This window comes from Nonomuraea sp. KM90 (genome assembly GCF_052246675.1).
Taxonomy (GTDB): Bacteria; Actinomycetota; Actinomycetes; order Streptosporangiales; family Streptosporangiaceae; genus Nonomuraea.
In genome coordinates, this window is record NZ_JBQQCB010000200.1 from 1 (window position 1) to 12071 (window position 12071).

Sequence of the window (12071 nt, forward strand, 5' to 3'; positions counted from 1 at the left end):
CCGGCAGGGCGCGTGCCGGCACGTTCGGGAGCCGGCCGGGATCTTGGTACTGGTGGTGCGCGTCGACTTCATCGACCGGTGCGCGGCCCACCCGGCGCTGGCGCGGGCGCTGGAGCAGCGGGCGTTCGTACTGGGCCCGATGAGCGAACCGGAACTGCGCCGCGCAATCACCGGCCCGGCCGCGGCGGCCGGGCTGCGCCTCCAGGACGGCCTGGCCGAGCAGGTGGTGCGCGACCTGATCGCCCACACCCAGGCCACCACCGGCGGGTCGCCCGGCGGCGGCTCGGTGGTCGGGGCGCTGCCACTGCTGTCGATGGCGATGGTGCGCACCTGGCACCATCGCCACGACGGACAGTTGACCCTGCACGGCTACGACCGCTCCGGCGGTGTCGCCTCCGCCGTCGAGGACGCCGCCGAGGACGCCTACCGCGACCTGCCCCCGCGGCAGCAGGAGGCCGTCCAAGGGGTCTTGCTGGCGCTGACTCTCATCGGTGTCGATGGGCAGGTCGTGCGGCAGCGCGCGAGCGTCAGTGAGCTGGCCGTCCGCTGCGAGCCGGCCGAGCCCGAGGTGGTCCGCCACGTCGTGGCGGCCTTCACCCGCGCCCGGCTGATGGTGACCGGTGCCGCATCATCTGCCCCCGTACCCGCGCCCGCCGATGCACCGGGCGTGTCCACCACGGCGGCGGCCGATCCTCCGGCCGAGCTCCCGGACCCGGCACCAGACGGCACTGTCGAACTCGCCCACGACGTCCTGCTCACCGCCTGGCCACGCCTGCGCTCCTGGCTGGCCGAAAACCAAGCCGATCGCCGGCTGCACGGCGAGATCTGCCAGGACGCCACCGAATGGGAGCAGACCGGCCAGGACGCGTCGTTCCTGTACCGCGGCACCCGCCTGGAAACCGCCCAGCAAGCTGCGGCGAACTGGCACGCCACCCCCGGCCGCCACCTCAGGCTGCCCGAAGTCGCCACCGCCTTCCTGCACGCCGGCGCCCGCGCCGCCACCCGCACCCGGCGCCGCCAGCAGGCCCTGTTCTCCACCCTGGCCGGACTCCTGATCATCGCGATCATCACCGCGATAACCGCCGTGCGCATCGCCCAGGACGCCGAACAGCAACGCACCGAGGCGCTGGTCGGCCAGCTGGCCGCCTACAGCCAATCCTTGCCCGGCGACCCGGTGACGGCGGCGCGCCTGGCAGCGGCGGCCTGGGCGATCGCCCCGACCGACGACGCCCGCACCAGCATGTACGCGGTGGTCAGTCAGCCTGCACGGGGCGTCCTGCGAGTTCACGACAGCTGGGAGCCCTCGGTGGCGTTCAGCCCGGACGGCACCCGCCTGGCCAGCGCTAGCGACGACAAGACGGTGCAGATCTGGGATGCGGACACCGGCCGCCCGATCCGCACCCTCACCGGCCACACCGACCATGTGATATCGGTGGCGTTCAGCCCGGACGGCACCCGCCTGGCCAGCGCCAGCTTCGACAAGACGGTGCGGGTATGGGATGCGGCCACCGGCAACCCGATCCACACTCTCACCGGCCACACCGACCGGGTGACCTCGGTGGCGTTCAGCCCGGACGGCACCCGCCTGGCCAGCGCCACTTGGGATCAGACGGTGCGGATCTGGGATGCGGCCACCGGCAACCCGATCCGCACCCTCACCGGCCGCACCTCCACGGTGACCTCGGTGGCGTTCAGCCCGGACGGCACCCGTCTGGCCAGCGCTAGCGACGACAAGACGGTGCGGGTGTGGAATGTCGACACCGGCCGCCTGATCCGCACCCTTACCGGCCACACCGACCGGGTGACCTCGGTGGCGTTCGACCGGGACGGTAAGCGCCTGGCCAGCGCTAGCGACGACAAGACGGTGCGGGTATGGGATGCGGACATCGGCAACCCGGTCCGCAACCCGATCCGCACTCTTACCGGCCACACCGGCCATGTGTACGCGGTGGCGTTCAGCCCGGACGGCACCCGCCTGGCCAGCGGCGGCAGCGACGCGACGGTGCGGGTGTGGGATGTGGCCGTCGGGCACCAGCTCGGCGCCCCCCTCACCGGCCACACCGGCTCGGTAATCTCGGTGGCGTTCGGCCCGGACAGCAAGCACCTGGCCAGCGCAGACAACGAGCAGACGGTGCGGGTGTGGGATGCGGCCACCGGCCGCCCGATCCGCACCCTTACCGGCCACACCGACCGGGTGAGCTCGGTGGCGTTCAGCCCGGACGGCACCCGCCTGGTCAGCGCCGACGTCGATGGGACGGTGCGGATCTGGGATGCGGCCACCGGAAACCCGATCCGCACCCTCACCGGCCACACCGGCAGGCATTCGGTGGTGTTCAGCCCGGATAGTAAGCGCCTGGCCAGCGCTGGCGATGACTACGGGAGGGTTTGGTTGTGGGATGTGGACACCGGCCGCCAGCTCGGCGCCCCCCTCACCGGCCACACCCGCCCGGTAGTCTCGGTGGCGTTCAGTCCAGACGGCACCCGCCTGGCCAGCGCCAGTTGGGATCAGACGGTGCGGATTTGGAATGCGGCCACCGGCCGCCCGATCAGCACCATCACCGGCCCGGTGCTCTCGGCGGCGTTCGACCGGGACGGTAAGCGCCTGGCCAGCGCTGGCGCTGACGCAACGGTGCGGGTGTGGGATGCGGCCACCGGCCGCCAGCTCGGCGCCCCCCTCACCGGCCACACCGGCACGGTGCTCTCGGTGGCGTTCGACCGGGACGGCACGCGCCTGGCCAGCGCTGGCGACGACAAGACTGTGCGGATCTGGGACGTTGCCTTGCCGCCTGATCTTCCTCATCTTCTTCAAGAGGTCTGTGACATCGCGATCCGGCCGTTCACGCCTCAGGAGTGGCAGCAGTACATCCCCGGTGAGCAATACCAGAGTAGCTGTCCCGCTCGCTGAGCGGAACGCCCCCGAGGCCGTGTGCGGTGCCAAAACGCCGATGCTGTTGCTGAGCTGGGCATTTGCAAGGCGGTCAGGCTGCTCTTTGGTATTCGCTGATAAGTCCGGTGACAGCCCTTCGACGGTGGATTCGGGCGGTCATGTCGATCACTTCACTGGGGTCGTGCATCGGCGGGCGGAGCGAACGGCCCTGATGCGGGCGATGCTGGTTGAAGTGGCGTTCATAGGCGGCCAGAACTGTACGCAGGTGCCGTTCACCGTAGATGATCAGGTGGTCGAGGCATTCGCGCCGAAGCGTGCCGACGAACCGCTCGGCGAACGCGTTCGCCCGTGGCGAGCGCGGCGGAATCTTCAGGACGCGCATGCCCGCGCCGATGAGCACCTCGTCGAATGCTCTGCCGAACTTGCCGTCCCTGTCCCGGATCAGGAACCGGAACCTGTCGGCTCGCTCGCCCAGTTCCATCAGCAGATTGCGTGCCTGCTGCGCCGTCCAGGCGCCGGTTGGATGAGCCGTGGCACCGAGGATGTGCACGCGCCGCGTTTCGATCTCCATGACGAACAACACGTACAGGCGCTTGAGGAACACCGTATCGACGTGGAGAAAGTCGCATGCCAGGATGCCGGAGGCTTGAGAGACGAGGAACCGGCGCCAGGTCGGTGAAGCCCGGCGCGGCACGGGCCCCAATCCCGCCGCCGCCAGGACCCGGCGGCCCGTCCCCTCTCCCACCCTGTAGCCAAGACCTAGGAGCTCACCCTGGATGCGCCGATGTCCCCAGCGTGGATTCTCCCGAGCCAACCGGACGATCAGATCGCGGATCTCTTCGGAGATCGGGGGCCGGCCCTGCTTGGCGGGGTAGGTCCACTTCTTCTTGACCAGCCTGCGATGCCAGGCCAGCAGCGTGCCGGGCGTCACGATGCGATGCAGTCGAAGACGCGGGTAACAGCCTTGCCAGCGCGGCCAGCAGCGCCCGATCGGCCCAGTCCGGCCTGGGCTGGGCGACCTGGCGACGCAGCACCGCGACCTCATGCCGCAACACCAAGATCTCCACCTCTTTGGAGGCACTGCCCCGTGTGAGCAGCACCAGCCAGCCGAACACCCTGACCACCAGCAGATACAGAAGTCGAAACAGCACGAGAGTCAAGCCTAGAAGACCAGGTCAGACCCGCTGCAATCAGTTCTGGCACCGGACAGGCCGCCGCATGGGAGGATGACGACCCAGCACACTCGCGCAAGCGGGAACTGCTGCAGGACATCGTCACCGCGCTGGTGCTCACCCCGGTGCGCTGGGCCAAAGGCCGGGGCTACCTCCGCCACTTCCGCGGCGACATCGGCATCGACACCACCGCCACCCCCGTCTTCGCCCGCCCACCCCGCGCCCGCCGCTCCACCGGCGAACTCATCGCCTCCACCGAGATCACCGCAGGCTGGCACCACTCGGCCGGAAACGGCCCACCCGAGTACGGCTACAGCGCCACCCTCACCGTTGCCGCCCGCACACGCCTGGCACTCGGCTCCTTCCCGCAACTGGCGCTCGGCCTGGTCCTCGACACCCCGCACAAACGCATCGGCGAAAATGCCATCGCCACCCTCAAACCCCTGGCCACGATCGGCTTCCCCACGGGCTTCGCCGTCGCCGACCGCGCCTACACCGACCAGGCCGCCGATCATTTCGCCCGGCCCGCACGCGAACTCGGCTACAAGCTCGCACTCGATTACAAAGTGGATCAACGGGGAGTGCAGGGCAGCGTCCACGACACCCCGCTCATCGACGGCTCCCCGGCCTGCCCGCTGATGCCCGACAGGCTCGCCCAGGCGACCAGCGGCCTGGACGACGCCGCCGTCCGCACACCATCGGAAGAGCTCGCCGCCTTGATCGCCGCGCGAGAGCCGTACTTGCTGCGCCTTAAACAGAGCGCGAACGCAAACGGCGCCGTCCGCTTCCAGTGCCCGGCAGCAGGCACCTCCCCATCGGTCACCTGCCCCCGCTTCGGCCGCCTCCACCAGCGTGGACCCAGCCGACCCACCGCAGTCGACCTGACCGACGCCCGACAGCGAGCCGCCCACCCCGCGGCCAGACCCCGCGTCCTGCCACCGCAGCCTGATCTGAAGACCGACCAACTGCCGAAGATCTGCAGCCAGCACACCATCACCATCCGCAAGGACGATCTCGGCCATCTCGATAAGTTCCGCCAGGACCTGGCCTATCTGAGTTCCGCCTGGATCGGGACCTACAAGTCTGTCCGGGCCAACACCGAAGGCATCAACGGCAGACTCAAGGGACACGACCTCGACCTCGGCGATCCCAAGAACCGGCTCGCCCACGGCCGCGTCGCCCAGACCATCCTGGTCGCGCTGCTCGTCACCGTCGCCAACGAGCACTTCCTCGACCAGTGGCGCCACATCCACCAGCCCCAAGACGAACCCGCTACACTCGCCGACACTTCGCAGACTCCAGCCGGGACCTTCGACGGCACACCACCCGCAGGCCAGAGCAGGCCACCACCCGCCCCATAAGCCGCAAAACCCGCCACTCTGTCGCAGCACCCCGCTCACCGTCGGCTTCGCCATGCCCAACGGCCGGATCTCGCTCCCCCACCAGCGGCCTGACACCACCCGGGCCTTCCCAGAAGCTGACTCCGCAGTCCCCGAACCAGGACGAACCCGATTCGGAAACCCCTGAAACGACAAGATCCCGCCCGATCTCAACGATCAGACGGGATCCCGTCAACTTCAGTCCGGCCGTCTCAAGAACGGCCCCTACAGGCAAGGCAGGGAGTCAGCCAAGGCCATCCGGGTTACCGTCGTCCTCGTGGACACCTCCCAGACCCCCGCCTCTGATGGCCAACCTCACAGCAACCGGGCCACGGCCGACATGTTCTACAAGTTCGCCGGGCACGCCTACGGCAGTATCGGCTACGAGGACAAGACTGCGGCTGAGCTGGCCGATCGGCCTGCCGTCGAGCTGCTGGCTGATGCGCAGCTGTTGATGCTCCAGGCGATCTACCACGAGCTGCGCCACGGCCACGACCAGGCGGTGGCCCAGACGGCGGCCTTGGCGGAGCACTCCGAAGCGTTGAGAGATCACGCCGATCAGATGGCCAGGCTGGGCAGCGATCTGAGGGGCCACGGCGACGCACTCGACCGCCACCGGTAGCGGTAGCGGTAGCAACCAGGGGAGTCTGCCGATTGTCCCGCGCGCCTCAAGCCATGACCTTCGGCAACTCGGCGTCCTGCACATCGCAGATGCATGAGCCGACGCAGTCTCAGTTGAGCTGACACGTCCGGAGGATGTCTCGCTTGACCTGACGCACGGCCGCTAGGGTGTTTCGACGACGGCGTATGGTTCCGGTCGAACGCGGCGAATTCGAAGTGTTCACACTAATGAAAGGGCGACCTGGATGACGTCAATTGAGGCTCCGCGGCGAATTTCGGAAGTGTCTCGGACTATCGAAGTGACGCCTGGTTCTCTGCCGGCCTCGGAATCGGAGAGGTTGGCAAGATTCCTCGAATCTGCCGAACCCCTGATCATCTCGCCAGGGATGATTGCTGACCCTTTCTCTGATGGAGAGAATATGCGGGTCCGCGTCGGAGTCATGACGGATGGCGAGTGGGTGTGGCAGTTGGCGTGGGCCGACTATGTCGCTCTGCATAGGATTGCGCCACCGCAAGACTTCCTCGACCATGTCAAGGAGATTAACTTCACGGCCCCAGAGATTCCCGTCGATCGACTGATGGGAATCATTGAGGCCTTGGGGCTGCCACTACCCACTTGATGGCGACCGGTCTCGTCGATTTTCGCGGGTGGTTAAGTTCGACGGACAGAGCTACACCGCCCGGGTCCGAGCGTCCGCCTTCTGTCCGCATCAGATCCACTGAGCCATGAGCCTGCCGACCGGCTCAGCGCATCTGATGCATCCCAGGCAGGCGCGTCACGCCCGGCATCACTTCTCTTGAGTCAGGACAAACGGATATAAGGGGAGAAACCGAATGTCACGCGACATTCACACCTTTGCCATCTCGGCCAGTCTCGATCCGGACGAACACCCCGAAGAGGCGGCAGCCTGGGATCACCTGGCCGAGAAGGTGCGCGAGCTCCTCGCCGGGGCAGGAACCGACCCGAAGCTGGCGGCCATCGCCGACGCGCTCGACCCGACCTGGAGCCTGGAGGTCAGCCACGGGCCGTACCGGGCATACCCGGCCGAGGACGGCCACGCGTGACCGCGCCGCGCGCTGCCGCCCGCCCCCTGGCCAGCTTGCCCACCATCTCGCCCCACCACCCGCCTGACGGCCCCGCTCAACAGCCCGGCCGCCAGCCAGCCGCCGCGCCGCCGGAGGTTCTCAAGGCGGTGATGACGTCCTGGTCCAAGTGCATCCCGGCAGCGTCGTGGTGAGCACGCACGGTGGTGGAGTCGACACTGACCAGGGACAGGTCCACCTCACCCCGCTTCGCGGCCTCCGCGATCAGGCCCTCCAGCAGAGCCTCAAAAGCACCCGCGTCACGCCACTGCCGGAAGCGGTTGGAAACAGTCGACCACGCGCCGAACTCCTGCGGCATCTCCCGCCACTGCCCGCCGGTCTTGAACCGCCAGATCACACCCTCGAACTGCTGCCGCAGCCGCTCAGGGTACGGACCGTACTCGCCGATCGGCAGGTACGGCCCGATGGACTCCCACTCCTCGTCCGTCAGTTGCATGCGCGTCACGCAAGAAGATCTAGTGGTCCAGACCCCGCCGCGAGGGCGAATCCCGCAGATTGATCACAACTCGCGCCCTAGAGGGCCGTTCTTGAAACGGCCGGACTGAAGTTGACGGGATCCCGTCTGATCGTTGAGATCGGGTGTGTCCAGTTTTCTCGCGAGTGATGCGAAAGCGCTCGACGTCCTGCTCGGCCGCGGCCACCTGCGGGTGGATCCGCGGTATTGGGGGCGAAGGCGCCGGAGGTGTGTCCGGCGTTTCCAGCCTCACCTTCATCTCCATCCCGGGCGGCAGTCTCAGCGCGGCGACGCCATGGCGCAAATTGTGGAAGGGGTGGGCGGAAAGCCCGTGAGGCAGGCCGGCCGCAGGGAGGGTTGGAGATTCCTTGAGGGCATGGGCGGCTGCTGTCGCGCTGAGTGATCACGAATCCGCTGTCGGTCCAGGCCTCGCTCATGGCAGGCGTTTCTGGAGATGCTGCCGGGGAGGCGTGCATGACTCCTGCCGCCCTGTCCTAACTCGGCTCTGCGGGTCGGTATTTAGGTAAGTGACAGGGACAAGCTCGTCCGCCGGATCGGGACGATGATGCCGACAGTACATTTCGCCCGCATCGCCGAAGCCTCATGCCTTCATGTTCCGGGGCGGCAGCGAAGCCGTCATGCATGCAAGCGGCTGGCCATGTGCGTGAGGCCGGCCTTGTTCCATCACGCCCATACCGACAGTGCGCCCAGGCGGAGCCTGCACGTGGGTCGGGACACGTGACCAGCGGATATCGCTTGACGTGGGCGGTGGAGGTGGGCGTCGATACCGACCGCCCCGGGCCAATCGGTGGCTCCCGACCGTCCCGCTGCGGCCCCTACGGGCCTGTGTGGGCCGACAGGGGCCCAGTCGGTCTGGGCGGAGCATGCGCATGCCGCATTCCCGGGGGACGCTGCGCGGTGACCCTGTGCGGGCATCGGCCCGATGAGTAAGGCCGCCGGTGGCGTCCCGCACGGGCGACAACGCAGCTGTGGTCCTCGGCGGCGGGGCGGGCCGCAGGAAGTGCGGCGTCGGGCAAGCCGGCGGCGTGATATCAGCGAACAAGAGGAAGGGCGCGACAGCGACGGTGAATGGAACCACCTTCAAGACGTGTTCCTGCCGGGACGAGGCGACCGGCAAGCGGCTGGGCAAGGCCTGCCCGAAGCTGCGCCGCCCGGGCGGAGGCGGGAAGTGGTGCAGTGCCCACGGCCGGTGGGCCTACCAGCTCGAGCTGCCCGCGCACGCGGACGGTCGGCGGCGCGACCCGCTGCGACGGCGCGGCTTTGCCACGCTCGAGGAGGTGGAGGCCGAGCTGGAGCACGCCCGGGCGCTGCTGGCGCTGGATGAGGAGCCGGTGGGTGGCCGCCTGGCCTAGAAATGTGTAGGTGTGCGAGGGCGTCCAGACCATCACGGGCGACGGCCGGGGCACGGACGCGTCCAGCAGGGCGCGGGCGCGGTGTACCCGAGGCGGGCGCGGCCGGTGTACGGGCAGATATCGGCGGCGGACGGCCGCGTCAGCGGCCGTGTCAGCGCGACATCGGCCGGGCATCAGAGCGGTCCGGGACCGTAACGACCATGAACGGTTCAGTGATCGCGGCCGCGACGCCGCGTAAGGCGTACGAGGACAAGATCGTCCTGAACGGCATCGACTTTCGCCACACCATGCGGGGCCCGCTGGCCCGCTACGACGCCATGCTTGGGAGGCTCGTGGCCATCGGGGTCATCATCGGGCTCGTGCCGGCTGGCAAGAAGGGGCCGAGGGCGCGGCCATCAGCTCCATCGTCGTTCACCCCGCTCATCGAGACCCTGCGCGGCCTGCTGACCGGCCCGCCGTCGGCGGGCCAGGTCATCATGGCGATCGCCGGGTGCGCCGGGCTCTCTTTGCTCGGCTACCTGTGGGTACGCGCGCAGTTCACGACGCGAGCATGAGTTTGGCCGGCTCGCGCCGGTCAAAGCTGCCGACCGGCCCGGGTCAGCACCTCGGCGATCAACGGGTGATACGTGTGCTCCTCAGCCGTGGACAGCAACGGCATGAAACTCGCTTGTCGCAGCGACAAAGGCCTCTGCTCATGGCCAGCCCAGGACGAGCCTGAGAACGGGAATTCTTCCTTACCGCATCCTCGCAGGCGGCAGGTCGTCGCTTCGCGGGATGGCGCCGGTGTGCCGTGGCGGCGTACAACCGGGAGCTGTGACATCAGCCCATCACTCTGTCCGACGTCGGCCAGAACGTCCGCTGCTCGGGATCGGGTGTGCGGCCCAGGTTGTTCAGCTCGACCGGTGCGTATGCCGCCAGCAGTGCCCCTGGGCCACAGCGAAGCTCCGCGTGCAAGATGATCTGTGGAAGACCCTTGCTACTGCGGACGCGTGATCACTCTCGGCAGCAGGTCACGGCAGGCATGGTCAAGAGAGACCGAAATGATCGGAACGGCCGCTACCGGCTCGGCCGCAGGGATGACATGAAACTGCTGGAAGGAGTGTCCGATGGCCGCTCGGATCAAGGTAGGGACCACCCGGTGGCAGCCGTGCTGGCGCTTGCCGCGGCGGCCACCGTGGCCGGGATGAAGGGCTACACCGCGGTCAGCGGCTGGATCGCCGACGTGCCCACCGAGGTCCAGGCCGACCTGTACATGCGCGCGGGCGCCGCGCCCGCCGCCCGCCCAGCAGGTCCACAATCTGGCGCATCTTGTCGGCCACCGACGCCGACGCCCTGGACGCCGCGATCGGTACCTGGCTGACCGCCACCCTCCTGACCCGCCAGAACGAGCACGACACCGTGACCAGCGGCGACACCGGCGACAGCGGGCGTACGGCGTTGACACACCTGCGCCTGGACGGCAGGACCATCCGCGGCGCCACGAGTGCCGACGGCACCCAGCGGCACCTGATCGCCGCCCTGCTCGGCCCGCCCGACCAAGCTGTCGTGGCGGCCTCGGCCGAGGTGGACGGCGCCAAGCCGCGGGAGACCATCGCCGTCCGCAACCTGGTAAAGACCGAGACCTGACCGGCGTGATCGTTACCGGCGACGCGCTCCACACCGTCGAGGCCACCGCTGAGCTGATCCGCGCCCACGGCGGCCACTTCGTCTTGCCGGTCAAAGAAAACCACCGCGCGCTGTTCGACGCGCGCAACGCCCTGCCCTGGCGAACCGTCCCGCACGCGCACACCAGTATCGACATCGGACACGGGCGAATCGCCACCCACACCATCCAGGTCCTGCCCGCTCCCGCACGCCTGCCGTTCCCACACGTCAGCCAGATCCGGCTGATCGAACGCTACGTCACCACCCGCGACGGCACCCCGATCTCCACCATCGCCCAGCTCGGCGTCACCAGCGCCGGCCCCGATCTGGTCACCCCCGCCGACCTGGCCCGCGTGGCTCGCCTGGTCCGCGTCCGGTGGGGCATCGAAGTCGTGCACTGGATCCGCGACACCCTGTTCAGCGAGGACGACTCCCGTGTCCGCATCCGCTCCGGACCCTGCGTCCTGGCATCCCTGCGCAACCTCGCCATCAGCGCGCTCCGCCTGGCCGGACGTACCGACATCGCCGAAGCCACCCGCTGGGCCTGCCGCTACATGACCAGGCCCTTCACCATCCTCGGGCTCATATCATGATCTTGAAACGACCGTGCCGGTACTTGGTCGCCGGCCGGGTAAGGCCCCGAGCGGCCCGGTCGGCACGGCGTTCCAGAGGATCTTCTTGAGGCGGGCTGGCGGTGGGCTTTTGTGGTGCCGGAGTTACCGCACCACTTCCGCGTTGATCTGCAGCCAGACGGTCGGCGACCACTGGGTGCACTTGGACCTGCCACCCCCGCTGCCGCGGTTGCAGGCCTGGACGGTGAAGGGATAGGCCCGCGGCTCTGAGCCCGAAACGCGCCACGTCGTGACCCGCTTCAATCCACCAGGGACCTCGCGCTGATTCCCGTAGCCGCGGATATTGTAATGAGTCGATTTATACCCGCCGTAGTACACCTTCATAGTGCCGGCGCATGAATCGTAGATGGCGCCCAGATAGGGGCTGGCGTCGAACTCGTACCGAGGAGGGTATCCGCCGATGTTCCGGCCGCCCGCGCCGAAGGTGAGGGTGCCCAGATTCACGTAGCAGTCGGCCGACTTCGCCTGCTGAGCCGCGTCGGCGGTGGCGGCCGTCGGCAGCATGATGCCCGCCGCGGTGAGAACGGCTGCGGCGACGGCCATTGCGCGAGGAAGTTTCAGGTCATTCATGACGCTCCTACCCAGACGATTTGCTCTGGGCTCAGTACATGACGGGGAACAGTGGAACGGCATGAGTACCCCGTACTCAATCCCCGGACGCGATTTCCGGTACCTGGCCGGCTAGTACTCCAGTGACACTTCGCGATCATGGTTCGGATCTGCGCTGGTAGTGGCAGTGCCGGGCGGTGGCCTGGTGGCGTCGGCGCCAGTCTGACCAGCGCAGAAGATCCGCGACGGAGCGGTG

At 68.3% G+C, this 12071-nt stretch carries 12 protein-coding genes and 1 pseudogene; 10 read left to right on the forward strand and 3 right to left on the reverse strand.

What is annotated here, in order from left to right; genetic code table 11:
• On the forward strand, positions 1–2905 hold a 2905-nt coding region (locus ACTWPW_RS60020), incomplete at its 5' end, for a WD40 repeat domain-containing protein (RefSeq protein ID WP_443174378.1).
• Positions 2906–2978: 73 nt separating this feature from the next.
• On the opposite strand, the gene ACTWPW_RS60025 is transcribed toward ACTWPW_RS60020, so the two are convergent.
• Positions 2979–3818, reverse strand: a complete 840-nt coding sequence (locus tag ACTWPW_RS60025; RefSeq protein ID WP_443174379.1) for an integrase core domain-containing protein — start codon at positions 3816–3818, stop codon at positions 2979–2981.
• Between the two features lie 354 nt (positions 3819–4172).
• On the opposite strand from ACTWPW_RS60025, the gene ACTWPW_RS60030 reads away from it, so the two are divergent.
• The 4 genes from ACTWPW_RS60030 (at position 4173) to ACTWPW_RS60045 (ending at position 7124) form a co-directional block, all read left to right on the forward strand.
• Positions 4173–5420, forward strand: coding sequence for a hypothetical protein (locus tag ACTWPW_RS60030; protein ID WP_443174380.1), 1248 nt, complete (start codon positions 4173–4175; stop codon positions 5418–5420).
• 295 nt (positions 5421–5715) lie between these two features.
• On the forward strand, positions 5716–6060 hold the full coding sequence (locus ACTWPW_RS60035) for a hypothetical protein (RefSeq protein ID WP_443174381.1): 345 nt from the start codon (positions 5716–5718) through the stop codon (positions 6058–6060).
• 244 nt (positions 6061–6304) lie between these two features.
• Positions 6305–6679: a hypothetical protein gene (locus tag ACTWPW_RS60040; RefSeq protein ID WP_443174382.1), complete on the forward strand. Its 375-nt coding sequence runs from the start codon at positions 6305–6307 to the stop codon at positions 6677–6679.
• Positions 6680–6893: 214 nt separating this feature from the next.
• Positions 6894–7124, forward strand: coding sequence for a hypothetical protein (locus tag ACTWPW_RS60045; RefSeq protein ID WP_443174383.1), 231 nt, complete (start codon positions 6894–6896; stop codon positions 7122–7124).
• A 121-nt stretch (positions 7125–7245) separates the two neighbouring features.
• On the opposite strand, the pseudogene ACTWPW_RS60050 reads toward ACTWPW_RS60045, so the two are convergent.
• A pseudogene (locus ACTWPW_RS60050) lies at positions 7246–7608 on the reverse strand (transposase); the annotation flags it as partial.
• 1094 nt (positions 7609–8702) lie between these two features.
• Between ACTWPW_RS60050 and ACTWPW_RS60055 the strand changes: the two are divergent.
• The 5 genes from ACTWPW_RS60055 (at position 8703) to ACTWPW_RS60075 (ending at position 11227) form a co-directional block, all read left to right on the forward strand.
• Positions 8703–8990 carry a hypothetical protein gene (locus ACTWPW_RS60055; RefSeq protein WP_375117422.1) on the forward strand — a complete coding sequence of 96 codons (288 nt, stop codon included), beginning with the start codon at positions 8703–8705 and terminating at the stop codon, positions 8988–8990.
• A gap of 200 nt (positions 8991–9190) precedes the next feature.
• Positions 9191–9544 (forward strand): hypothetical protein, encoded by a 354-nt coding sequence (locus ACTWPW_RS60060; protein WP_375117423.1) that lies wholly within the window; start codon positions 9191–9193, stop codon positions 9542–9544.
• A 527-nt stretch (positions 9545–10071) separates the two neighbouring features.
• On the forward strand, positions 10072–10350 hold the full coding sequence (locus tag ACTWPW_RS60065; protein WP_443174384.1) for a transposase family protein: 279 nt from the start codon (positions 10072–10074) through the stop codon (positions 10348–10350).
• Positions 10299–10616 (forward strand): hypothetical protein, encoded by a 318-nt coding sequence (locus ACTWPW_RS60070; RefSeq protein WP_443174385.1) that lies wholly within the window; start codon positions 10299–10301, stop codon positions 10614–10616. Before ACTWPW_RS60065 ends, ACTWPW_RS60070 begins: the two co-directional genes overlap by 52 nt.
• A 5-nt stretch (positions 10617–10621) precedes the next feature.
• Positions 10622–11227, forward strand: a complete 606-nt coding sequence (locus ACTWPW_RS60075; RefSeq protein WP_443174386.1) for an ISAs1 family transposase — start codon at positions 10622–10624, stop codon at positions 11225–11227.
• A 123-nt stretch (positions 11228–11350) separates the two neighbouring features.
• Here the strand turns inward: ACTWPW_RS60075 and ACTWPW_RS60080 are convergent, their stop codons facing one another.
• Positions 11351–11836, reverse strand: coding sequence for a hypothetical protein (locus ACTWPW_RS60080; RefSeq protein WP_375117425.1), 486 nt, complete (start codon positions 11834–11836; stop codon positions 11351–11353).
• Positions 11837–12071 lie beyond the last annotated feature (235 nt).

Bases quoted from the DNA above. Each gene is read 5' to 3' on its own strand.
- ACTWPW_RS60065 (WP_443174384.1), top strand. From the start codon at position 10,072: ATGAAACTGCTGGAAGGAGTGTCCGATGGCCGCTCGGATCAAGGTAGG.
- ACTWPW_RS60045 (WP_443174383.1), top strand. From the start codon at position 6,894: ATGTCACGCGACATTCACACCTTTGCCATCTCGGCCAGTCTCGATCCG.
- ACTWPW_RS60080 (WP_375117425.1), bottom strand. From the start codon at position 11,836: ATGAATGACCTGAAACTTCCTCGCGCAATGGCCGTCGCCGCAGCCGTT.
- ACTWPW_RS60060 (WP_375117423.1), top strand. From the start codon at position 9,191: ATGAACGGTTCAGTGATCGCGGCCGCGACGCCGCGTAAGGCGTACGAG.
- ACTWPW_RS60040 (WP_443174382.1), top strand. From the start codon at position 6,305: ATGACGTCAATTGAGGCTCCGCGGCGAATTTCGGAAGTGTCTCGGACT.